This is a genomic window from Hymenobacter setariae (assembly GCF_007713685.1).
Classification (GTDB): domain Bacteria; phylum Bacteroidota; class Bacteroidia; order Cytophagales; family Hymenobacteraceae; genus Hymenobacter; species Hymenobacter setariae.
In genome coordinates this window covers 49,271-70,622 of the sequence record NZ_VMRJ01000003.1, presented here as the reverse complement: position 1 = coordinate 70,622, position 21,352 = coordinate 49,271, and the positions used below count along the sequence as shown (strand labels likewise).

General features: G+C 60.5%; 21 protein-coding genes. 9 read left to right on the top strand and 12 right to left on the bottom strand.

Going from position 1 to position 21,352, the window contains the following annotated elements; genetic code table 11:
• Positions 1 to 60: 60 nt before the first annotated feature.
• Positions 61 to 1,050 (top strand): tRNA dihydrouridine synthase DusB, encoded by a 990-nt coding sequence (dusB, locus tag FNT36_RS11365; protein ID WP_144847643.1) that lies wholly within the window; start codon positions 61 to 63, stop codon positions 1,048 to 1,050.
• A 46-nt stretch (positions 1,051 to 1,096) separates the two neighbouring features.
• Here dusB and FNT36_RS11360 read toward each other — a convergent pair whose 3' ends face one another.
• Complete coding sequence (locus FNT36_RS11360; protein ID WP_144847641.1) at positions 1,097 to 1,540, bottom strand: DUF4174 domain-containing protein; 444 nt, start codon at positions 1,538 to 1,540, stop codon at positions 1,097 to 1,099.
• An 86-nt stretch (positions 1,541 to 1,626) separates the two neighbouring features.
• Here FNT36_RS11360 and FNT36_RS11355 point away from each other — a divergent pair, with 86 nt between their 5' ends.
• Positions 1,627 to 2,616, top strand: coding sequence for a DMT family transporter (locus FNT36_RS11355; RefSeq protein WP_144847639.1), 990 nt, complete (start codon positions 1,627 to 1,629; stop codon positions 2,614 to 2,616).
• A 23-nt stretch (positions 2,617 to 2,639) separates the two neighbouring features.
• On the opposite strand, the gene FNT36_RS11350 is transcribed toward FNT36_RS11355, so the two are convergent.
• The 4 genes from FNT36_RS11350 to FNT36_RS11335 form a co-directional block, all read right to left on the bottom strand.
• Complete coding sequence (locus tag FNT36_RS11350; protein WP_144847637.1) at positions 2,640 to 3,464, bottom strand: AraC family transcriptional regulator; 825 nt, start codon at positions 3,462 to 3,464, stop codon at positions 2,640 to 2,642.
• Positions 3,465 to 3,535: 71 nt separating this feature from the next.
• Positions 3,536 to 4,417, bottom strand: coding sequence for an SDR family oxidoreductase (locus FNT36_RS11345; protein WP_144847635.1), 882 nt, complete (start codon positions 4,415 to 4,417; stop codon positions 3,536 to 3,538).
• Between the two features lie 310 nt (positions 4,418 to 4,727).
• Complete coding sequence (locus tag FNT36_RS11340) at positions 4,728 to 5,063, bottom strand: hypothetical protein (RefSeq protein WP_144847633.1); 336 nt, start codon at positions 5,061 to 5,063, stop codon at positions 4,728 to 4,730.
• Between the two features lie 15 nt (positions 5,064 to 5,078).
• Positions 5,079 to 6,842, bottom strand: coding sequence for an amino acid permease (locus FNT36_RS11335; RefSeq protein WP_144847631.1), 1,764 nt, complete (start codon positions 6,840 to 6,842; stop codon positions 5,079 to 5,081).
• A gap of 114 nt (positions 6,843 to 6,956) precedes the next feature.
• On the opposite strand from FNT36_RS11335, the gene FNT36_RS11330 reads away from it, so the two are divergent.
• From FNT36_RS11330 to FNT36_RS11315, 4 genes are all read left to right on the top strand, one after another.
• Positions 6,957 to 7,766 carry a carboxypeptidase-like regulatory domain-containing protein gene (locus FNT36_RS11330; protein ID WP_233635847.1) on the top strand — a complete coding sequence of 270 codons (810 nt, stop codon included), beginning with the start codon at positions 6,957 to 6,959 and terminating at the stop codon, positions 7,764 to 7,766.
• Positions 7,767 to 7,790: 24 nt separating this feature from the next.
• Entirely contained in the window at positions 7,791 to 8,333 is a 543-nt protein-coding gene (locus FNT36_RS11325; RefSeq protein ID WP_144847629.1) for a carboxypeptidase-like regulatory domain-containing protein, read from the top strand.
• A 38-nt stretch (positions 8,334 to 8,371) separates the two neighbouring features.
• The gene (locus FNT36_RS11320) at positions 8,372 to 9,466 is read left to right on the top strand and encodes a lipocalin-like domain-containing protein (protein WP_144847627.1); all 1,095 of its coding nucleotides are present in this window, start codon (positions 8,372 to 8,374) and stop codon (positions 9,464 to 9,466) included.
• 255 nt (positions 9,467 to 9,721) lie between these two features.
• Positions 9,722 to 10,348: a superoxide dismutase gene (locus tag FNT36_RS11315; protein WP_233635938.1), complete on the top strand. Its 627-nt coding sequence runs from the start codon at positions 9,722 to 9,724 to the stop codon at positions 10,346 to 10,348.
• Between the two features lie 102 nt (positions 10,349 to 10,450).
• On the opposite strand, the gene chrA is transcribed toward FNT36_RS11315, so the two are convergent.
• The 3 genes from chrA to FNT36_RS11300 form a co-directional block, all read right to left on the bottom strand.
• Complete coding sequence (gene chrA / locus FNT36_RS11310; RefSeq protein WP_394348941.1) at positions 10,451 to 11,743, bottom strand: chromate efflux transporter; 1,293 nt, start codon at positions 11,741 to 11,743, stop codon at positions 10,451 to 10,453.
• A gap of 159 nt (positions 11,744 to 11,902) precedes the next feature.
• The gene (gene aspA / locus FNT36_RS11305) at positions 11,903 to 13,312 is read right to left on the bottom strand and encodes an aspartate ammonia-lyase (protein ID WP_144847623.1); all 1,410 of its coding nucleotides are present in this window, start codon (positions 13,310 to 13,312) and stop codon (positions 11,903 to 11,905) included.
• 139 nt (positions 13,313 to 13,451) lie between these two features.
• Positions 13,452 to 14,426 carry an isopenicillin N synthase family dioxygenase gene (locus FNT36_RS11300; RefSeq protein WP_144847621.1) on the bottom strand — a complete coding sequence of 325 codons (975 nt, stop codon included), beginning with the start codon at positions 14,424 to 14,426 and terminating at the stop codon, positions 13,452 to 13,454.
• A gap of 225 nt (positions 14,427 to 14,651) precedes the next feature.
• On the opposite strand from FNT36_RS11300, the gene FNT36_RS11295 reads away from it, so the two are divergent.
• Complete coding sequence (locus tag FNT36_RS11295; protein WP_144847618.1) at positions 14,652 to 15,515, top strand: hypothetical protein; 864 nt, start codon at positions 14,652 to 14,654, stop codon at positions 15,513 to 15,515.
• Positions 15,516 to 15,689: 174 nt separating this feature from the next.
• On the opposite strand, the gene FNT36_RS11290 is transcribed toward FNT36_RS11295, so the two are convergent.
• The 4 genes from FNT36_RS11290 to ribD all read right to left on the bottom strand — a co-directional run bounded on the left by FNT36_RS11290 (position 15,690) and on the right by ribD (position 19,124).
• Positions 15,690 to 17,075, bottom strand: coding sequence for an FAD-dependent oxidoreductase (locus FNT36_RS11290; protein ID WP_233635846.1), 1,386 nt, complete (start codon positions 17,073 to 17,075; stop codon positions 15,690 to 15,692).
• 27 nt (positions 17,076 to 17,102) lie between these two features.
• Positions 17,103 to 17,516, bottom strand: a complete 414-nt coding sequence (locus FNT36_RS11285; protein ID WP_144847616.1) for a hypothetical protein — start codon at positions 17,514 to 17,516, stop codon at positions 17,103 to 17,105.
• A 5-nt stretch (positions 17,517 to 17,521) separates the two neighbouring features.
• Entirely contained in the window at positions 17,522 to 18,001 is a 480-nt protein-coding gene (locus FNT36_RS11280) for a GAF domain-containing protein (protein ID WP_144847615.1), read from the bottom strand.
• 79 nt (positions 18,002 to 18,080) lie between these two features.
• On the bottom strand, positions 18,081 to 19,124 hold the full coding sequence (gene ribD / locus FNT36_RS11275) for a bifunctional diaminohydroxyphosphoribosylaminopyrimidine deaminase/5-amino-6-(5-phosphoribosylamino)uracil reductase RibD (protein ID WP_144847613.1): 1,044 nt from the start codon (positions 19,122 to 19,124) through the stop codon (positions 18,081 to 18,083).
• 85 nt (positions 19,125 to 19,209) lie between these two features.
• Between ribD and prmC the strand changes: the two genes are divergently transcribed.
• The gene (gene prmC / locus FNT36_RS11270; protein WP_233635845.1) at positions 19,210 to 20,064 is read left to right on the top strand and encodes a peptide chain release factor N(5)-glutamine methyltransferase; all 855 of its coding nucleotides are present in this window, start codon (positions 19,210 to 19,212) and stop codon (positions 20,062 to 20,064) included.
• Between the two features lie 767 nt (positions 20,065 to 20,831).
• Positions 20,832 to 21,350 carry a hypothetical protein gene (locus FNT36_RS11265; protein WP_144847609.1) on the top strand — a complete coding sequence of 173 codons (519 nt, stop codon included), beginning with the start codon at positions 20,832 to 20,834 and terminating at the stop codon, positions 21,348 to 21,350.
• Positions 21,351 to 21,352 lie beyond the last annotated feature (2 nt).

Below are 21,352 nucleotides of genomic sequence, written 5' to 3'. Positions count from 1 at the left end.
GCAATAAAAATTCTTCGGGCGGGCAGAAGCCGCTCAAACGCTTTATTCTACCTTATTTCCGTGCCCAACATCCGCAATATCCAACTGCCCGATTTTCCGCTGCTCCTGGCCCCGATGGAGGACGTGAGCGACCCGCCGTTTCGGGCCGTGTGCAAGGCCAATGGCGCCGACCTCATGTACACCGAGTTTATTTCGAGTGAGGGCTTGATACGGGCAGCGGCTAAGAGCCGGCAGAAGCTTGATGTGTTTGACTACGAACGGCCTATTGGCATCCAGCTCTTCGGCTCCGACGTGGAGACGATGGGCGAATGTGCGGCCATCAGCACCGAAGCCGGTCCCGACCTTATCGACATCAACTATGGCTGCCCGGTAAAGCAGGTGGCCATGCGGGGCGCGGGCGCGGCATTGCTGCGCGACATTCCGAAGATGGTGGCCATGACCGCCGCAGTGGTCAAGAACACGCCCCTGCCCGTGACCGTGAAAACCCGCCTAGGGTGGGACAACGACACCCTGAACGTGGAAGAGGTGGCCGAGCGCCTGCAAGACGTCGGCATCGAAGCCCTCACAGTGCACGGCCGCACCCGCGTGCAGCTTTACAAAGGCGAGGCCGATTGGCGCTTGATTGCCAAAATCAAGGAAAACCCCCGCATTAAGATTCCGATTTTCGGCAACGGTGATATCGACTCGCCCGAAAAGGCGCTTGAGTACAAGACCCGCTACGGCGTAGATGGCGTCATGATTGGCCGCGCGGCCATCGGCTACCCTTGGATTTTCCGCGAAGTGAAGCATTACGTGACTACGGGTCAAAAGCTGGCCCCGCCCACGCTGGAAGAGCGCATTGCCATGTGCCGCATGCACTTTGATAAGAGCCTGGAGTGGAAAGGCCCTAAGGCTGGCATCTTCGAGATGCGCCGCCACTACGCGCACTATTTCCGCGGCCTCGAAGGCGCCAAGCAGTGGCGCACCCGCCTAGTCGACGCCGAAAATGGCGAGCAGGTGTACGCTATTCTGGAAGAAATCGCGGCCAGCGATGCTGTCTTGGTAGGGTAAGCTTTTTTTGAAGCACCTAGGAATAAAGCTGCCCGCTGGGGTGGCTTTATTTTTTTGTCCGCCGCGCCTCTTGCCGGCGCATGGGCATCTTATCGACGGTACCGAACAAGTCGGCCGGCGCGAGCGGCTGGGTTTCGACGCGCTTCACGCCGCCGTCTTTGCCGATGAGCACGGCCGCAAAGCTAGTGAGCGGCTGCTTCAGCTCTTGCGTCCAGTAATGGCGGTCGGCGGCCGAAAACTGGTCGTAGGGCAGCGCTAGCACCACAAAATCACGCTCCCGGAGCTGGTTGGGCACGGTGGCGAGCAGCTTTTGCTGCTGCAGGAAGTCGGCCTGGTCAGCCGTGGGGGCGCCCACAAGTAGCACGCGCTTTTGCCAGTGGCTAGCTCGCAACTGCTGGGCCAGGCTGGCGGGACGCGGTGCTTGGGCCGCAGCTCCCCAAGCCGCTAAGACCAGAAGGGCCAGCGGCAGAAATTTTATTACGCGCTTCATACTAGCAGCCTAACTCTACTTCCGGGTGCCGGGTTGCCTAGGTAGCTGCCAGGGCCACCCGCCTGGGCAAGGCGTATTTTTGCCGCATGTCCGCTCACTCCCCCCTTTCACTTTCACCCTTACCAGCTGCTAGCACTGCGCCGCCCGCCGTGGCAGCCACGCCCGAGGCACGGACCGCGCCCGGCATCCCACCCTCGGCCTGGGGCCTGCTGCTGGTGCTCTCGCTGATTTGGGGCACGTCTTTCATCTTGATGAAGAAAGGCTTAGTAGTGTTTTCGGCCATGGAGCTGGGCGCCACGCGCGTGAGCGTAGCGGCGGCGCTGCTGCTCCCCTTTGCACTGCGCGAAATAGGGCGCGTCGAGCGCAGCCGGCTCAAGTGGCTGGCCCTCAGTGGCACGGTGGGCACGCTCATTCCGGCGTTCCTGTTTGCCTACGCCGAAACGCGGCTGGCCTCGGGACTAGCGGGCGTGCTCAATGCCCTCACGGCGGTGTTTGTGCTGCTGATGGGTGCGCTGCTATTTGGGCAGCGCCTCACGGGGCTGCGCGTGCTGGGCATCGTGCTGGGCTTGCTGGGCACGGTAGTGCTGATGCTACTGGGCGGCAGTGGTGGCGACGAGGCCACCCCGGCCGGAGGCGCGGGCAATGCTTGGTATGGCCTCTACATTGTGGCGGCTACGGTAGGCTATGGCCTCAGCGTCAATGTCATTAAGCACCGCCTACACGCCATGACGCCAGTGGCGGTCACATCGCTGCTACTGCTGCTCATCGGTGGGCCAGCGCTGGCTTACCTGCTCCTGGGTACCGGTTTTGTGCATAAGCTGGCCACGGTGCCGGGCGCCTGGACTGCGTTTGGCTACATCGCCCTGTTGGCTACGCTGAGCACGGCCGTAGCCACGGTCCTCTTCAATATGCTCATCCAGCGCTCTACGGCGCTGTTTGCCTCATCTAGCACTTATCTCATCCCGATAGTGGCGCTGGGCTGGGGCGCGCTCGACGGCGAGGCCTTTAACCTGTGGCACGCGCTGGGCATGGTCATTATTTTGGTAGGCGTGTTTGTCATTCACCGGGCCAAGTAGGCCACTTGCCCGCTATTTACGGCTCAGGATGCACCTAGGAGCTTGGACGGGGCAACGCCGTAGGCTTTCTTGAAAGCAAACGAGAAGTGCGACAAGTCCTCAAAACCTACTTCTAAGTACACTTCCGAGGGAGTTTTGCTTTTCTCTTTCAGCAGATAATAAGCCTCCTGCAAGCGCCGCTGCACCAGCCAGCGACTGGGCGACGTGCGAAACAACCGCTCAAAATCGCGCTTAAAGGTGGCCAGGCTGCGGCCCGTGAGATAGGCAAAGCGACTGATAGCCACATTAAAGCGAAAGTTCTTTTGCATAAATGCCTCTAGGTCAATCTTGCCGGGCTCGCTGAAGTCAAACAGCACATCGCGCAACTCGGGGTTGACTTGCAGCAGTACCAGCACCGCCTCGCGCGCTTTCAGAGCCAGGAGCGCCGCGTGGTCGGGCAGCGCCAGCTGCTCGTAGGGCCGCAGCGAGGCCAGGTAGCTCTGATACAGCGGGTGGTCGGGCAGGGCTAGCACGGCGGTGCCGGGCGGCTGGCGGGCCGCGGCTGGGTAGCCGTACTCCTGGGCCAGGGCGCGCAGCATATCCTGGCTAAACGACACTGACAGCGACCGAAATTCGCTGCCATCGGCGGGCAACTGCTTCTGAAATTTCACCAGGTGGTTGCGTCGCAAAAACCGAAATGTGCCGGGCACCAGCGCGTGGGTTTGGCTGCCCTCGTCGAGCAGTAGCGTACCCGCCAGCTGGTAGCTAAACACGTGCTCAGGCACAAACTGCTCGCCCTCGCGGCTGTAGTTGGTGTAGCACGAATATAAAATTTGGGGCCGAGCGGGTGCTTCTGAGCGGGTGAGCATTGCTTGAATGTAATGCCAAGCTGGCCGGCCACCTAGGGGCAACCGGCCGGCTGTGGACAAGTGAAACGCGGCTAGCGGCGCTGCAAATACGCCTTGCCCAACTCCGTGTCTAGAAAATTAGGGATGCCATCGCGGTCGGTCGATACGCTCACCGGCCGCCATTTCTCTAGCTCGGCGCGGCGGGCATTCTCCACGTGCTCTACAATGGCGACGGCCTCGCTACCCAGCAGCAGGTGCAGCGGCGGCTCGGGGTTTTCGACCAGCGCCAGCAGCACTTGGGCGGCTTTATCGGGGTCGCCCATGGGCTCGAAGGTACCGTTTTGGAACATGGCCACGCGGGGCCCCACGGTAGTTTCGTAGCCCGGCACTTCGGGGGCAAAGGTCATTGACTCGCCGGCCCAGTCGGTGCGAAAACCGCCCGGCTCCACGCACGTGACGCGAATGCCTAGTGGCGCCACTTCCTGGGCCAGCGCCTCGCTAAAGCCACCTATGCCAAACTTAGCGGCTTGGTAAATGCTCACGCCGGGGTTGCCGACGCGCCCGCCCGCCGAACTGATTTGTAGAATGTGCCCGCTACGCTGCTGGCGCAGGTGTGGCAGCACGGCCCGCGTCACGGCAATGGGAGCGTAGAGGTTGGTTTCGAGCTGGCTGCGCACCTGCTCGTCGGTGTAGCCCTCGGCCGCCCCCGTGATGCCAAAGCCAGCATTATTGACCACCACATCGAGGCGACTAAAGTGCGCCAGGGCATCAGCTACCGCTTTGTTAATCTGCGCCTTGTCTGTGACATCTAGGGCTAGCGGCAGAATGCGGTCGCCGTACTGCGCCACCAAGTTGGCGAGTTGCTCGGGGCGGCGGGCAGTGGCGGCCACGCGCTGGCCAGCGGCCAGCACGGCAGAGGTCAGGCTGCGGCCCAGGCCCCGCGAGCTACCAGTGATAAACCATACGTTGTCCATGTCTTAAAGGGGTTAAGTTTAAGACAAAGGTCCGGCGAGCAAAAACCGCTGACTTTGTTGAAAAGCTCAAATTGACTTTGCTAGAAAGCTCGCTTTCTTATTTGCCGCCGCAGTTGCCGCAACTGCCACCATTGCACCAGCCGCACCCCAATACCCACCGCCAGCAGCGCAGGAATGAGTAAAAGCAATACCCAAGTATTAGCTTCATCATAGCTAGTATGGGTGAGATTAGCTAGGTTCACCATAAAGTCGCAACAGTACCAATATGCGAAGTGAACCAGGCGGGCCAACGAAGACAGCAGGGTACTCATCATTGCTTTTTAAGCCGCCGAATGACGCTGGCATTGTGCAACACACCATAAGTGAGCCACAGCAGTAACGCCGGAAGCAAACCTAGATAAAGGCCGATATTGAATGCTGCGTAGCGCGCCTTTCCTCCCAGCATTAGCCCCCGAACAGTGGCCACATACACAGGCCGCAACTGAAAGTAAGCCGGGCTATTGGCCCGTGTGGCGTGGCGGCAGCCATGCGCTGCGCAGTAGCGCGTGCAGCGAGTCGGGGTATATGCCCGCGTGGGCGGGTGCGGAGCTGTGCCATTCACCCAGATGCCAAATAGCAAGGGAACAAGGGCTAGGCTGAGCGTCAAAAGCAAGGATTTCACCTATGCTGCTGGCGGGCGGTTTAGCTTCGAGTGCTTGTAGCCATAGCCGAAGTAGATGCCCAGGCCAATGAGCAGCCAAGCGAAGAACATGGCCCAGTTACGAACGCCAAGCTGCGTCATCAGGTAGAGATTGATAAGCAGACCTAGGACGGGCAGCAGCGACAGGCTGCGCACGAACGTGACCACGGCCAGCGCCAGCGTGGCCAAAATGAACACCAAGTATGGAATCTGGTGGGCAAAACCACCGGTAATCTTACCCGTTTCGTCTTCGCGCAGCCAGCCGCGCGCGCCGCTCACGTCGAGCCACAGTTCGTGGTTGCTGTCGGCATTGTACACGTACACCAGCACTGCTACCACGAGCAGCAGCACCGGCACCAGCCATCGGCCATTGATATAAGGCACTGTGAAGCGGGCCGTAGACTTGCCGTAGGGGTCAAGGATTAGAATACCTCCGCACACCAGCGCAAAGGCGAACAGCGTACCAATGCTGGTGAGGTCCACCACGAGGTCAATATTTAAAAACAGAGCTGGCACGCCCACGAAAATACCCGTGATAATGGTGCTAAATGAGGGCGTATGAAACTTGGGATGCACCTTAGCAAACAGCGGCGGCAGCAGCCCATCGCGGCTCATGGTGAGCCAGATGCGCGGCTGGCCCAGCTGAAACACCAGCAGCACCGAGGCCATGGCAAACACGGCACTCACGGCTACCAGGCCTGAAAACCACCCTAGGCCCACCTTGGCAAACACGAACGAGAGCGGGTCGCCCACGCCCAACTCTTTGTAACTTACCATTCCGGTAAGCACCAGCGTAATAAGCACGTAGAGTACGGTGCAAATAATGAGCGCCCACATCATGGCCTTAGGCAGGTCGCGCTGCGGATTTTTACACTCCTCGGCCGTGGTCGAGATGGCGTCGAAGCCGATATATGCGAAGAACACCGCTGACACCCCTTTGAGCACGCCGCCAATGCCATTGGGGGCGAAGGGCGACCAGTTGGCGGGCTTCACGTAGAACACGCCTACGGCAATAACTACGGCCACTACCACCAGCTTGAGGAGCACTAGCAGGTTGCTGGCGTTCTTGCTTTCCTTGATGCCCACGTACACCAGTGCCGTGATAACTACGGTAATGAGGAAGGCCGGCAGGTCGATAACCAGGTGAAAATCACCAAATAGCTTGGGAGCATTTTGCCACAGCACGTAGCTAGCCTCTTGCGCGGCCGTGAGCTTGCCACCGTCCTGCATGGTAGCCAGCGCTTGCTCGTAGCCGCTGTAGGCACTTTGGGTGCCGGTGGTGAGCCAGCTAGGCATGTGCATTCCTATCCCGTCGAGCAAGCCGGTGAAGTAGTCGCTCCACGAAATGGCCACTACGATGTTGCCCACCGCGTATTCCATGATGAGCGCCCAGCCGATAATCCAGGCCGCGAGCTCGCCAAACGAAGTGTAGGCGTAGGTATAGGCCGAGCCGCTGACCGGGATAGTGGCCGCAAACTGCGCGTAGCACAGCGCCGAAAAGGCGCAGGCCACCGCCGTGAACACAAACAGCAGTGACACGGCCGGCCCGCCATTGAGGCTGGCCTGCCCGATGGTGCTAAAAATGCCGGCCCCGATGATAGCCGCGATGCCTAGGCCCGTGAGGTCGCGCACGGTGAGGTGGCGAGCCAAGCCCCCGCCGCCGTGGCCATCGGCATCGGCGGGCGGGTTGGCTAGGATAGACTCAATGGTTTTGCGGCGGAAGAGCGAGTGATTGGTGGGGGGCATTTGGCCAAGAAAAATGGGAGCGGCAAAATAGCAAACTGCCAAGTTACGGCGGGGCCGTGTGCAATCGGCGCCCGGCCGGCATCTGGGAAGAGAGCTGTTCCTTCTTTCTGAGCTATGCCCCAGCCTTCTACCGCTATTCGCATTCCGCAGCCCTGCGCCGAAAATTGGGCCGCCATGACGCCCACCGCGATGGGCCGCCACTGCGCGGCCTGCCAAAAAACAGTGGTGGATTTCACTCAAAAAACCGATGCCGAAATTCTGGCTGTGCTCCGCCAGGCAGCCGGCGGCACCTGTGGCCGCGTGCGCACCGACCAACTTGGCCGGCCGCTGGTAGCCCCCACCCCGCCCTCGCGCTGGCGGGCCTGGCTCGGGGCGGTGCTGGCTGCTGGCAGCATGCTAGGGGCCAGCCGAGCCGCCGCCCAATCGGCCCTAGGTGACTACCACGGGGGCCCAGTGCCCGCAGCCTACCCCACAGGCGCCGGGCAGGCGGTGGCACCACCCAGCCCCTTGCGGCCCGCCGAGCAATCCCTCAGCCCCAACCTAACGGAGCCTGGTGGCCCCTTCGTGATACGAGGCACGGTCACTGATTCCATCACCCACGAAGGACTACCAGGGGTAACTATCTTGCTGGCAGGTACTACTACCGGTACTTCGACCGATGCCACTGGAAATTTCACCCTGACCGTAGCTACTGGCGCGACTTCGGTGCAACTCGACATTCGCTACATCGGCTACGTGGGCCAGCAGCTTATGGTGCCGGCTGCTAGCAGCCAAGCGGTAGTAGTAGCGCTACAGAATGATGTAAAGGGCATGCTAAGCGGTGAAGTTGTCATCTGCACAGTGAGCAAGCGCCCCTGGCCCTGGCACCCTAAGCGCTTTTTCAACTGGAGCAAATACTGGCTCACGCGGCCTTTTCGGCCTTAATCAAGGCTACCCACTAAGCTTACCATGCTTTCAGCTACTAAGGCTCATTTTAACGACCTAGGCGGGCAGTTGTCACCGTGTGCTAGCCCCGGGCGGTGGGGCCGCGCACGGCATGGGCTGGTGGCCGTGGCCCTATGTGGGTGGCATGGTGCTGCGGCGCAGTTACCTACCGCTACTCCAGCGGCAAGGTACGAGACGATTACGGTTAGCGGAGTAGTGCTGGATGACTCGCTAAATGTGCCAATACCTCGGCTTTGGCTTTATCTCAACGACACAAAGTACGGAGCTATCACGAACGAGCAAGGTGAGTTTGCTTTCACCTTTCCGACAGCGTGGAAGCACGTGCGCGGTGGCGTACTCACTATTAAAGTCGCCACTGCTCCTTTTACCTTCAAGATGATGCGCCGGTCGCTCGATTGGCGCACCTACGACCCGGCGCAACCCCTCGTACTACGCCTAGCCTCGGCGCCAGGACGTGGGCGGCCCAATCTGCATGGGTACATCTGGATGGCCCCGCCCGTACCGCCGCCAGTGTATCCTTCGCGCTCGCATACTGGCCGACCCTAGGGCAAACTTTTTGCCCTACAAAACCCTTGTGTGAGGGTATGATGAGATTACCCCTTGCGCTGCTAGTTACGCTGCTTTTTACCGCTTGCTCTACTTTTAAGCCGGTACCCACTACCCGCTTCAACCCCACCGCCACCCGCGCCGAACTGCCCCACGAGGAGGCCGTTCACCCCAAAAACTCGCTGGAGTGGTGGTACCTCACTGGCCACCTGCGCGACCAGGCCAGCGGCGAGGAGTTTGGCATCGAGTACGTCTTTTTTCACTTCAACCTGAAGGATGGCAAGGACGACTACCAAATGGTGAACGTGGCTATCACCGACCCCAAAGGCCAGAAATTCAACTACGATTACAAGCTCGGCAAGCTGCCGCACCTGCTCACCGACTCGCTGCCGCTACGCCTGCGCGAGCGTAAGGACGGCCAGGTCTGGAAGTTTGACGGCCAGGAAGGCAAGTACCAGTTTGAAGCCGCCCTCACCGGCAAGGAAAACACTGGCTACGCTCTCAACCTTAGCACCACGCCCACCAAGCCCGTGCTGCTGCACGGCGGTACCGGCTACGAAAACTACGGCCAAGGCATTGTGGCGGGCTACTATAGCTACCCGCGCCTGGCCACCACCGGCACCCTCACGGTGGCCGGCAAAACCCACCAGGTAACTGGCGAGCTGTGGTACGACCGCCAGTGGAACTGCACCAGCATCGTGGCCAAGGGTGTGGGCTGGGATTGGCTCAGCATTCAGCTCGACGAACAGCCTAGGGCCGAAGTGCCGCAGCGCACCGAGCTAATGCTGAACACGCTGCGCAACAGTGAGACCGGCCAGAGCCTCAACAATGGTTCGTTTTTCAGTGCCAACAATGAAAACGTGCACCTAGGCGGCACCGACTTTACGCTCACGCCCCTCACCTACTGGACCAGCCCTAAGTCAAAGAAAAAATACCCCGCCAAGTGGCGCGTGCAGGTGCCCACTCAGGGCTACGACCTAGTAGTAGAACCGCTGGTGCCGCAGCAAGAGCTGGCGCTCAAGTTTTTCCACGCCTTCACGATGTACTATTGGGAAGGCATGTGCAAGGTGACCGGCACCCACAATGGCCAGCCCGTAACGGGCAAAGCCTATGTGGAAATCACGAATAAATAGCGGGCGCTTTCCATTTGCAGTCCTAGGTGCGTAACCAGCACAGCAGCCCCAGCGCGGCGATGTGTTTAGCTTCGCGAACTGAAAGTCCGCGCTACTGCGGGCCAAACCATTCCTCTGCCTGTAGGTATATAACTCATGCTCAAACGCGATTTTATCAAGAACGCCGCCGCGTTCGCGCTCAGCGCCCTCGTTAGCCCCGCTGTGCTGGCCCGCGCCCAAGAAGAACGCTTCCTGCGCGATGCCCGCGCCATGCCGATGGCTGACGGGCCATTTACGCTGCCGCCGCTGCCCTACGCTTTCAATGCGCTGGAGCCGCACATCGACGCCCGCACGATGGAAATTCACCACGATGCGCACCACAAAACCTACGTCTCGAAGCTGAACGAGGCCGTAGCAGGCAAGCCCGAAGAAAAGCTGCCGCTAGCCGACCTGCTCGCCACCGCCAGCAAGCAGCCCGACGCCATCCGCAACAACGCGGGCGGCCACTACAACCACTCGATGTTCTGGACGCTGCTGGCCCAGAAAGGCGGCGGGCAACCCACCGGCGCGTTGGCCACGGCCATCACCAAGGACTTCGGCTCGTTCGATAAGTTCAAGGAGGAGTTCACAAAAGCCGCCACCACGCGCTTCGGCTCGGGCTGGGCTTGGCTGAGCGTGGACAAAGCCGGCAAGCTCTTCATTTCGAACACCCCCAACCAAGACAACCCGCTTATGGACCTGCCCGGCATTCAGCGCGGCACCCCCGTGCTAGGCCTCGACGTATGGGAGCACGCCTACTACCTCAAGTACCAAAACAAGCGCCCCGACTACGTAGCCGCCTTCTGGAACGTGGTGAACTGGCCTGAGGCCGATAAGCGCTTTACCTCGGCGAAGAAGAGCTAAGTAAGCCTTCGTTCTTGAGTAAGATAACACGACAATGGCCCTCGAATGAGTTACCTAGATAGCTCGTTCGAGGGTCATTGTGTTGAGGCGAACTGTATCGTGCTACCCCACTAGCCAGCCGGCCAGCAGCGCCGCGCCAATAATGGCCACGCTCGGAATACGCTCCCAGAGTAGAACTAAAAAGGTGATGCCCACTAGCAATGGGTTGAGGGGCAGCCGCCAGCCGGGCGGGCAGCCGGGCATATCGAGCATCCGGTCGGCCAGCGGGTGGTAGAGCAGCAGCGCTGCCGCGCACACTAGGCCGGCGCTCACGGCGTTCACGCCTTCGAGCGAGGCTTTTACCACGCGGTACTGACGCAGGCCGTCCCAGAAGCGGATAGCAAAGAATATCAAGAATATACCGGGCAGAAAGATACCTAGGGCTCCCACTACAGCCCCTACGAGCTGCCCGGTAGTACCTAGGCCAGTCGGCCGCATGGCCAGCGCCCCAATGTAGGAGGCAAAGGCGAAATTGGGCCCCGGCAGGGCCTGCACCATTCCGAGGCCCGACAAAAACTCGGCGCTCGTGAGGTAGTGCTTAAACTCTACAAACTCAGCAAAAAGCAGCGGCGCTAGCACCTGCCCGCCGCCGAAGACCAGCGAGCCGTTGCGGTAGAAATTCTCGAATAGCCGCATGGGCAGCCACTCGGTGTAGTGGCCCAGTAATGCCGCCCCCAGGAAGATGCCCAGCCACAGCCCAAAGTTGGCCCACTCCACTTGTAAGGGCTTCTTATCTTGCACGATGGCGTGCTTGCGGTAGCGCAGCGTAGTAACACTGCCGCCGGCCAGCAGCAGCACCGGCAGCACCCACGGCAGCTGAAAGAAGTAGGCCACCATGGCGGCTGCCACCATCAGGGCCACCGAGGTTTTGGTATGAATGACTTTCTCGGCAATGCGGTAGGCCGAAAATGCCACGAACCCCACTGCCACGGGCTGCACAAACTGCACTATCTGGGCCGTGCGCCCGCCATCAACGTGGCTCAGCAGCAGGCCGGCTACTGTCATTATAATCACCGCCGGCAAGCACCATATCAGCAGGGTGAGGTACGCCAGATTGGGGCCACCTAGGCGCAGGCCGATGGCCGTAATGGTTTGGGTCGAGGTAGGGCCGGGCAGCAGCGCGCACAAGGCTTGTAGCTCTAGCAACTCGGCCGCGGTGAGGTAGCGGCGCTTGGCCACGAGCAGGCGCAGCATCATGGCCACGTGGGCCTGCGGACCACCGAAGGCCGTGCAAGCCAGGCCGGCTACGTCTTTGAGGAAAATGAAATTGCGGTTTCGGCGCATCCGGCGGCCCTCCCGCCGCAAAGGCGCCAGGGGCACGGTAGGAGTAGCACGAATGGAAGAATCGGTGGGCACGAATCGAGGAACATTACCTACGCCGAAGATAGGGCGAGTGGCACGTTAATCCGGTCATGCTGAACGCCGTGAAGTATCTCACACGATGCAGTAACCCTTACGTAAGGGGCTACGGCGCCACGAGAAACGCTTCACAGGATTCAGCATGCCGAACTAGTATTACTGAATAAACACCGGCCGAATGAGGTTTTCAAACGTGAAAATCTCATCCCACTTGGCTTGCGTGAGCAGGCCACGCTCGGTCACGGCGATGTCGTGCACCGACTTGCCGGTGGCCAGTGCTTCTTTGGCGATACTGGCCGAGGCCTCGTAGCCTAGTACAGGGTTGAGCTGCGTCACGATACCGATGCTGTTATACACCATGTTGGCGGCGTGCGCAGCATTGGCCGTGATGCCAAGCACGCACTTGTCGCGCAAGGTGTGGCAGGCGTTGGTGAGGTAGGAGATGCTGGTGAACAGCGCGAACGAAATAACCGGCTCCATCACGTTGAGCTGAAGCTGACCCGCTTCGGCGGCCATCGTCACGGTGAGGTCGGCGCCAGCCACGTAGAAGGCCGTTTGGTTGACTACTTCCGGGATGACGGGGTTGACCTTGCCGGGCATGATGCTGCTGCCGGGCTGCAAGGCGGGCAGGTTTATCTCATTGAGACCGGTGCGCGGGCCGCTGCTGAGCAGGCGAAGGTCGTTGCAGATTTTGCTGAGCTTCACGGCGGTGCGCTTGAGCACGCCCGAGAGCTGCACGTAGGCGCCCGTGTCATAGGTGGCTTCGATGAGGTCGCCAGCCAGTAGCAAATCGAGGCCTGTTACCTGGCGCAGGTGCTGGGTCACGAGGCCCGCGTAGCCGGGCGGCGTGTTTACGCCGGTGCCGATGGCAGTGGCGCCCATGTTGATTTCGGAGATGAGCCGGCGCGAGTCGTCGATGCGCAGCAGCTCTTCGCGTAGGTTGGTGGCGAAGGCGTGAAACTCGTCGCCCATGCTCATGGGCACGGCGTCTTGCAACTGGGTGCGGCCCATTTTGAGCACGTTCTTGAACTCTTCGCCTTTCTGGGCAAAGGCATCGGCAAGGGCACCTAGGGCCTGGCGGTAGCCCACCAGCTTGTTGTTGAGCGCGATGCGGAAGGCCGTGGGGTAGGCATCGTTCGTGCTCTGCGAGCAGTTTACGTGGTTGTTGGGGTGGCAGTAGTCGTAGTCCCCTTTCGCGTGGCCCATCATTTCGAGGGCCACGTTGGCGATTACCTCGTTGGCATTCATGTTCACCGAGGTGCCCGCGCCGCCCTGTATCATGTCGGTCAGAAACTGGTCATCGAACTCGCCCGTCGCCACCCGGTCGCAAGCCGCCACGATGGCATCGGCAATGTTGGCGGGCAGCACGCCCAGCTCTCTGTTGGCTAGGGCCGCACCCTTCTTCACGTAGGCCAGCGCCTGCACAAACAGCGGCTCATTCTTAATCGGAATACCCGTGATGGCGAAGTTCTCCATCGCCCGCAGGGTCTGGATGCCGTAGTAAACGTTGGAAGGAATATGGCGTTCGCCTAGGAAATCGTGTTCAATGCGGGTGGTTGGGTTCATTACAGGACGTATGTGGGGAGGAGCTTTTAGTACGAAAATCGACGGGATATAGCAATGCGACGCAGTGCCCCTGACGCTCGCTAAATAAAAAGCGGCTGGCCTTTTCAGACCAGCCGCTTCAATACAGTAACTTACTGATTTACTTTTTTTTCAAGCCCAGCTCAATCAGGCGCTCGTTCAGGAACTCGCCGGCCGTGATGTCGGCCTCCTTCTTGGGGTTGTCGGCCGTGACAAGGTGCGGCAGGGCCGCCAGGCTCATCTCGGAGCGCGGGTGCATGAAGAACGGGATGCTGTAGCGCGAGGTGTTCATCTTCTCGCGGGGCGGGTTTACCACGCGGTGAATGGTGCTTTTGAGCACGCCGTTGGTGAGGCGCTGGAGCATGTCGCCCACGTTCACCACAATCTGGTCGGGCAGGGCCGTGATGGCAATCCACTGGCCGTCGCGGCGCTTCACTTGCAGGCCGTCGGCGCTGGCGCCCATCAGCAGCGTGATGAGGTTAATGTCGCCGTGCTCGGCGGCGCGCACCGCATCGGTGGGCACCGCGTCGGGGTCCTCGATAGGGAAGTAGTGGATGGGGCGCAGGATGCTGTTGCCGTTTACCACCTTGTCATCGAAGTAATTTTCGGGCAATTCGAGGTACAGCGCGATGGCGCGCAGCACGTCTTTGCCGGCGCTTTCGAGGGTGCGGTAGGCCTTCATGGTGCTTTGCGCGAAGCGGGGCACCTCGTTGGGCCAGATGTTGGCGGGGTACTGGTCTTTTACCGGGTCTTCACCCTCGACCTCTTGGCCGACGTGGAAAAACTCTTTCAGGTCACCAGTATTGCGGCCCTTGGCGTGCTCCTTACCCTTGCTGATGTAGCCGCGCTGGCCAGCTAGCTCGGGCACTTCGTAGGCTTGCTTGGCCTGGTCGGGCAGTTGGAAGAACTCCTGCACGTCGGCGTACAGGGCCTTAGTCTGCTCATCGTTGAGGCCATGGTTTTTGAGGGCAATGAAGCCGATGCTTTGGTAGGCGTCGCCTAGTTCTTTCACGAACTTGGCTTTGCGCTGGGGGTCGCCGGAGCGGAAGTCGGCGAGGTCGAGCGACGGAATATGGTCAGGCAGATTATCAGCCATGATAAGAAAGTAATTGGGTTAAGAATTACTTGCTGATTGGTTCTACAACCAATAACCACTGGTAGCGAATCGACTGACCGGCTGCGCTTGTCAACCAGCCGCCCGCGCCAACCCGCCAGCAGCAAACCAATGGTTACCTACTACAAAGTTACGGCAAAACCTTGAGGCGGGTTAATGCCGTATTGTGCAGATTAATCCTCTCTCTTTCACCGACGCTCTTTCGCCATGAAATCTGCTTTTTCACTCCTGGGCGGCCCGTTGGCCCTGGCCACCGCGCTGGCCCTAGGTAGCTGCAGCGCTTCGCAAACCACCGAAACCGCGACCACCAGCCCCGCCGAACGCCCCACCGCCCTAGGTGCCCAAACGACCGCCAACACGGCGGCCGGCGAAGCCCAGTCTAAAAATGGTATCTCGCTCACGCCCTTCGACGATTCGCCCAAGTTTCCAACTGCCCAGCTGCGCCTGAACCGGCCCATTGCGGGCTCGTCGGTACCCAGCCCGGTCGAGTTCAACTACGACCTCACCAACTTCCAGCTGACCAAAATGACGGGCAGCGACCACGCCCAGCACATGGCCAACTCGATGAAGGGTCAGCACATTCACCTCATCATCGACAACAAGCCCTACATCGCGCAGTACGAAACCAAGTTTGCGCAGCCCATGGAGCCCGGCCAGCACGTGATACTCTCGTTCTTGTCACGCTCGTACCACGAGAGCCTCAAGCACCTAGGAGCCTATGACTTGCGCACCATCACGGTGGGCAATGCTGTGGATACCACCAGCGCTAAAGTGGACCTGAAAGCCCCGCACCTCTTCTACAGCCGCCCCAAAGACACGTATGCGGGTGCTGATGCGAAGAAAATCATGCTGGACTTTTACCTCGTGAACACCACCCTGGCCCCCGACGGCAACAAGGTGCGCGCTACCATCAACGGCACCGAGTTTATGCTCGATAAGTGGTTGCCCTATATGATGGAAGGCCTGCCCGCCGGCCAAGCCACCATCAAGCTGGAGCTGGTGGATAATGGCGGCAAGCTCATCCCCGGGCCATTTAACTCAGTGACGCGGACGATTACGGTACAGCCGTAAGCGTCCAAGCTAAGCATCTACTCAAGCAAGTAAGTCTAAAAAACGGGCTGCAAAAACCGCCTGTCATGCTGAGCTTGCGAAGCATCTTCTCACGCCGGGTTATTCCACCGTGAGAAGATGCTTCGCAAGCTCAGCATGACAGGCGGTTTTTGCAAGCATTTTAGTATGAGCGCACTACTCGTTAATAATTGACTTCACCAGCTCCTGCACTTCCGGCTTGTCGAAGTCTTCTTCGCCTTGAATGTGCGGCATGAGGCGGGCCATGATGGCCTCCTGGCGCTGGCCAGCAGCCCAGGCTTCGGCGTAGGGCGTGTCGGGCGAGAACGTGACGCGGGAGTAAAGCGGTAGCCACTTATCAGGGTATTGGGCGGCGATTTTGGCCTCAATGCGCTTTTGCAGCAAGAAGCGCGGGTCGGCCACACGGTCGCGCATTTCCACGAAATTGTAGAGGGCCAACTCGGCCATGGCGTCGGTGTTGGGCTTGCGCAGGCGCTCAAACTCATCCATAATGTGGCCCCAGTCGCCTTCGCCTAGGTCGTCGAGCAGGCGGTCAAGCACGGTGCAGTCCTCGAAGCCCGCGTTCATGCCCTGGCCGTAGAAGGGCACGATGGCGTGGGCCGCGTCGCCGAGCAGCAGCACCGAATCTTGGTAGCTCCAGGGCCAGCACCGGATGGTGACGAGCGAGCCGGTGGGGTGGTCGAAAAACTCGGTATCGAGCTCGGGCATCAGTGGCACTACATCGGGGAAGACCTCGCCGAAAAAGCGCTCTACCTCCTCGGGCGTGCGCAGGCTGTCAAACGACAACGGCCCTTCGTAGGGAAAGAACAGCGTGGCATTGAACGACCCGTCGAGGTTGGGCAGCGCAATCATTAGGTAATTGCCCCTAGGCCAGATGTGGAGCGCGTTTTTCTCCATCTGCCAAGTGCCATTTGGCCCGGCCGCAATGGTCAATTCCTTGTAGCCATACTCTAGGTACTGCTGCGAGTAGTCGGCCCGGTCGAGGCGCTGCATGGCGCCGCGCACTGCCGACCACGCGCCATCCACGCCAAACAGGCGCTGGTAGGGCACGTCGTACTCGCGGGCGCTGGCCACGTCGCGCAGGTGCAGGCGGCGGGCGGGCAGGTCGAGTTGCGTCAGCTTTTGGCCAAACGTGATTTCGACGCCTGGCTTGGCCTCGGCCAGGTCGAGCAGGGTACGATTAAGACTGTCGCGGCTTACCGAGAAAATGGCCTGGCCTTCCTGCCCGTAGGGCTGGTAGGTGAGCTGCCCGCGCTGGTCGTGCATTACGCGGCGGTACATGGGGATGCCCACCTTGCGGATATCATCAGTAACGCCCACCCCCGCTAGCCCGCGCCAACCCCGGTCACTAAGCGCCAAATTGATGGAGCGCGCCTCGCGCAGGCCCGTTTTGCGTGGGTCGGGCAGGCGCTCGTAGAGGTGCACCGGGTGGCCGCGCCGCGTGAGGTAGAGGGCCAGCAGCGTGCCTACCAGGCCCGCGCCCATGATAACCAGCGGCTCAGTGGCGGCGGGGGAAGCTGCATCGTGCATCGGCTCCATCATAGCGTAAAACAGAAATACGTCAGCTCGCTAGCGCAGGCTGGCTATCGGGTAAATAAAGGCTTGGGAGCTAGTGCTATTGTCGCGCGACAGCAAGTTGTGTTTGAACGTAGCCTGAGCATTCACCACTTGGTAGCGGTCGGGGCTACCTAGGTCGGCCACCAGCAGGCGAGCGAGCTGGCGCATCCGCTGCTTCAGGGTGTCGGGGTGCTGCTCCACGGGGTTCACTACCTCTAGGCTAAGCACGGCTGGCCCCGCTCCGGCCGCCCCGGCGGTGGCCCCCGACACTTTCACTTGCTCGGCTTGCAGTAGTTCTATCTGCCGCTGCACAGCCGCGCCGTTTTGGTACTTCAGGGCCACGTCGGAGGCTACGTCAAATTGCTTGCCGCAGCTAGCAGCCAAGCCACTCAGCAGCGCCAGCGCACAGAATTTCAATGCTTTCATACTACTTAAAACCAAGCACTTGCCATCACCATGAGCTGTTCCAATGCCAGTTTGTCGTCGTGGTCAAAGTCGTTGAGCTTGTCGCTATCTACGTCGAGTACGGCCACTACGGCACCATTTTTCAGCACGGGCACCACGATTTCCGACTTTGAATCGGAGCTGCACGCGATGTGGCCCGGAAACTCCTCTACGTCGGGCACCAATACCGTGCGGGCCTCGGCCCAGCTGGTGCCGCACACCCCGCGCCCCTTGCGAATGCGCGTGCAGGCTATTGGCCCTTGAAAAGGACCTAGGACCAGCTCGTCGCCCTTAACCAGGTAAAAACCGACCCAGAAAAACCCGAATGCCTGCCGCAGTGCAGCAGCCGTGTTGGCAAGGTTGGCGGTGAGGTCGGGCTCGACGTTGGTGAGCGCCTCGATTTGGGGCAGCAGCTCGGCGTAGCGGGCGGCTTTGGTATCGGCGGTGATAAAAAGGTTTTCGGCCATACTATGTAATGCGCAGTTGGTAGTGCTTGGGGCTTGGTTGGTAGCTGCCTCTTAAGCACTATCAACTAGGCATCGAGCACTAATGATTTTCAAACCAAAACAGCTTATCCTCTCCTACGTTTTCAGCCGTGCGCCAGCTGCGCAAGCCTACGCGCGGGGCAGCTATCCCGCGCTCGAGGCGCCTAGGGCTGCGGAAAACGCGCATCTCGTCCCACAAGTCGCTGGCCAGCAGCGCTCCAACAACGGTAGGACCGCCCTCTACCAGTACCGACTCGAGGCCGCGGGCGTGCAGGTCGGCGAGCACAGCGGGCAGCACGTCGGGCGCGGCGGCGATGTCGGGCGGCAGCGTGATGAAGTCAAGATTAGGGCGCGCGTCGCGGTGGCGGTGCGTATACACCAGCGTGGGCTGCGAGCCGTCGAAGAGATGGTGGCTAGGCGGTAAGCTTAGGTTTTTGTCGAGCGTAATGCGCACTGGCTGCGGCCCCGGCCACTCGCGGGCGTTGAGGCGGGGATTGTCGTGCAGGGCGGTGCGAGTGCCCACCAAGATGGCGGCCTCTTCGGTGCGCCACTTGTGGGTGAGTAGGCCCGCCTGCGGCCCGCTTATCTGCACTGGCTGGAAGTGCGGCCCGGCCAAAAACCCGTCGGCCGACTCCGCCCACTTGAGCACCACGTAGGGCCGCTTTTTCTCCTGCATGGTGAAGAAGCGCTTGTTGAGCGCACGGCCTTCGGTGGCAAGTAGGCCAGTACTGACCTTTATGCCCGCGGCGCGCAGCTTGTTCAAGCCCCGGCCGCTCACGAGCGGGTTGGGGTCGTCGTTGCACACAACGACCTCGGGCACCCCCTTCGCTATGAGCAAGTCGGCGCAGGGCGGCGTTTTACCGTGGTGCGAACAAGGCTCTAGGGTCACAAACACGCGGCTCTGGCGCAGTAGGTCTTGGTCTTCGACGCTGGCTAGGGCATTGACTTCGGCGTGAGGGCCGCCGTATTGCTGATGGTAGCCCTCGCCAATAATAGTGCCCGCGGGGCCGACTACCACGCAGCCCACCATGGGGTTAGGGCGCGTAGTGCCTTGGCCTAGGGCGGCTAGGTCGAGGGCGCGGCGCATGAATAGCTCGTCGGTCATGGCAAAAAAGGAGGATAGCAGGCAGCTAGCCGGTAGAACTGGCGCTAAAAATACGCCCGCCCTGGCCGCTTGTACCTTTGACCCGATGACCACCGCCGCCTTCACCGCCCAGCTTGCCACCTCCCTGCAAGGCCCCTACCCCGCCCCCGAGGCCGTTGCCATCGCGGCACTCGTCACCGAGACACTGTTGGGCCTCAACCCCTTGCAGCGCCGCATGCAGGCCACTGTGCCCGTGCCCGCCGAGGTAGCAGCTCGCCTGCCCGAACTGCAGGCCCGCCTGCTGGCGCACGAGCCGGTGCAGTACGTGCTAGGCACGGCGCACTTCGCAGGCATGGACTTAGAAGTATCACCGGCCACCCTCATCCCTCGCCCCGAAACCGAGGAATTGGCCCAGCTCATTGCGCAGGAGCAGGCGGGGCGCGCCGGCCTCACAGTGCTCGACGTGGGCACTGGCTCGGGCTGCCTGGCGCTGGCTGTGGCCCAGGCGCTGCGCCCGGCCCGCACGGTAGCCGTCGATATTTCGGGCGAGGCGCTGGCTGTGGCCCGCCGCAACGCCGCCCGCTACGCACCGGAGGCAGAGTTTCAGCAGCTTGATATTCTGGCCACTACGCCCGACATCGTACCCGGCACGCTCGATGTGCTAGTGAGCAACCCGCCCTACGTGCGCGCCAGCGAGCGCGCCCAGATGCGTGACAACGTGCTGGCCTGGGAGCCCGCCACTGCTCTGTTCGTGCCCGATGCCGACCCGCTTCTTTTTTACAAGCGCTTGGCCGAGCTAGCGCGGGTGCTGCTGCGGCCTGCCGGCACGGTGTATCTCGAAATCAACGAGGCCCTAGGTGCCGAAACGGCGGCGCTGTTCGCGGAAACCGATTTTGCAGCCGTGCGCGTATTAAACGACTTCTTTGGACGAGTGCGATTTGTGCGGGCTACCAGGCTGTAGCTTTTGCATCGGTGCTCCAGAATCGATAGTCGCCGCAGGCCGCGGCACGCTGCAAGCGCGCCACTACCTTATGCTGCGCGGTGCTTGTCGCTGCCTTTTCTACCTCGCAGCAACAAGTCTGCGTGCCAGCTTCTAGGCCTAGGCCGCGGCGCTCAATTATGATGGCACCCTACGAGTCAGCGCGTAAAGCTCGTTTAATGCACGCGTCTTTTGGCCGCACACTACCGCCAACAGGCGGCAGGTCTTCAGCCCCGCCGATACTACCGACACAGGCGATGACTAATGGCAAGATGGCTACGGCTTGCTCGGGGCTGCTAATACTAGCAGCACGGTAGCTGCGGCGGGCTCTATTGGTGAGTACTTCACTCAGGCGGTCACCTCAATACCTACTACATCGCCAAGTGGGAGGGCACCACATGGAGCATCCTAGGCGCCGGGCCAACCAACGGAGTCGGGCCTCGCGGCTTTTTAGAAACGGAGGCAGTTTTAATATCTGGCCACGACGCAGTTGCCAGCAAGTACGTTTAGACGCATTTACTGCAAGTGAGCTAATAAACCTGCGCATAAGCCCTAACTATCGCAAAGCCGAAAATGCTTTCTTGCCAGCTGGAAGTAGTAAATATCATAAGCTAAGTCACTAGGCACCTGCTTATCCAGCATTGCTGATAGTCACTATGTTTGCATTATTCATAGACCAGTTTGACATGCGTGCTAAGTAGCTGATTTTCTTCGTAGCTTGGGGGTAATCTACAGCTTAGCTCCCCGGCATGAACTTCTTTCAGAAATTATTCGCCCGCCCGGCAGCCAAGCCGGTTACTCCTCCCGCGCCCCCAGCGCCCGCGCACAACTGGCTGGAAATAGAAGGGCAATTCGTGGACTTAAATACCCTCACTGCCTCGCAGCTAGCCGAGCTAGAAGCGCGCCTGTTAGCGCGCCGCCAGCAGCGCGAGGCGGCCCTCAACACCTATGTGCACACCCTAGCCGCCGAGCGCGAGCGCTTATTAGAAAACCGCGACGCTCACCTGTGGGTACTCACTCTCCAACTGATGTTTGGGGAAGTGCTGGGGCGGCGGGTAGCCATTCAAGATATCGGCCCGGGCATGCAGTTGCAGCACCTAGTGCTAAGTTTCGGCGAGCCCGACCAAGTGGCCGCGACTACTGATGGCCTAGCCCTACTTTACGGCTGCCCGCCCGCCGTGAGCTACTTCGAGCTCGATGGTGCTACTATCGTCAAGGCCATGATTGGGATGCGGCCAACCCTACCCTTCGGCGCAGCCGCAGAATAGCC

Excerpts from the sequence above, each read along its gene's own strand:
- FNT36_RS11360 (WP_144847641.1), bottom strand. The coding sequence starts at position 1,540 with ATGAAGCGCGTAATAAAATTTCTGCCGCTGGCCCTTCTGGTCTTAGCG.
- FNT36_RS11355 (WP_144847639.1), top strand. The coding sequence starts at position 1,627 with ATGTCCGCTCACTCCCCCCTTTCACTTTCACCCTTACCAGCTGCTAGC.
- FNT36_RS11350 (WP_144847637.1), bottom strand. The coding sequence starts at position 3,464 with ATGCTCACCCGCTCAGAAGCACCCGCTCGGCCCCAAATTTTATATTCG.
- FNT36_RS11345 (WP_144847635.1), bottom strand. The coding sequence starts at position 4,417 with ATGGACAACGTATGGTTTATCACTGGTAGCTCGCGGGGCCTGGGCCGC.
- FNT36_RS11335 (WP_144847631.1), bottom strand. The coding sequence starts at position 6,842 with ATGCCCCCCACCAATCACTCGCTCTTCCGCCGCAAAACCATTGAGTCT.
- FNT36_RS11330 (WP_233635847.1), top strand. The coding sequence starts at position 6,957 with ATGCCCCAGCCTTCTACCGCTATTCGCATTCCGCAGCCCTGCGCCGAA.
- FNT36_RS11325 (WP_144847629.1), top strand. The coding sequence starts at position 7,791 with ATGCTTTCAGCTACTAAGGCTCATTTTAACGACCTAGGCGGGCAGTTG.
- FNT36_RS11320 (WP_144847627.1), top strand. The coding sequence starts at position 8,372 with ATGATGAGATTACCCCTTGCGCTGCTAGTTACGCTGCTTTTTACCGCT.
- FNT36_RS11315 (WP_233635938.1), top strand. The coding sequence starts at position 9,722 with ATGGCTGACGGGCCATTTACGCTGCCGCCGCTGCCCTACGCTTTCAAT.
- aspA (WP_144847623.1), bottom strand. The coding sequence starts at position 13,312 with ATGAACCCAACCACCCGCATTGAACACGATTTCCTAGGCGAACGCCAT.
- FNT36_RS11300 (WP_144847621.1), bottom strand. The coding sequence starts at position 14,426 with ATGGCTGATAATCTGCCTGACCATATTCCGTCGCTCGACCTCGCCGAC.
- FNT36_RS11295 (WP_144847618.1), top strand. The coding sequence starts at position 14,652 with ATGAAATCTGCTTTTTCACTCCTGGGCGGCCCGTTGGCCCTGGCCACC.
- FNT36_RS11290 (WP_233635846.1), bottom strand. The coding sequence starts at position 17,075 with ATGATGGAGCCGATGCACGATGCAGCTTCCCCCGCCGCCACTGAGCCG.
- FNT36_RS11285 (WP_144847616.1), bottom strand. The coding sequence starts at position 17,516 with ATGAAAGCATTGAAATTCTGTGCGCTGGCGCTGCTGAGTGGCTTGGCT.
- FNT36_RS11280 (WP_144847615.1), bottom strand. The coding sequence starts at position 18,001 with ATGGCCGAAAACCTTTTTATCACCGCCGATACCAAAGCCGCCCGCTAC.
- ribD (WP_144847613.1), bottom strand. The coding sequence starts at position 19,124 with ATGACCGACGAGCTATTCATGCGCCGCGCCCTCGACCTAGCCGCCCTA.
- prmC (WP_233635845.1), top strand. The coding sequence starts at position 19,210 with ATGACCACCGCCGCCTTCACCGCCCAGCTTGCCACCTCCCTGCAAGGC.
- FNT36_RS11265 (WP_144847609.1), top strand. The coding sequence starts at position 20,832 with ATGAACTTCTTTCAGAAATTATTCGCCCGCCCGGCAGCCAAGCCGGTT.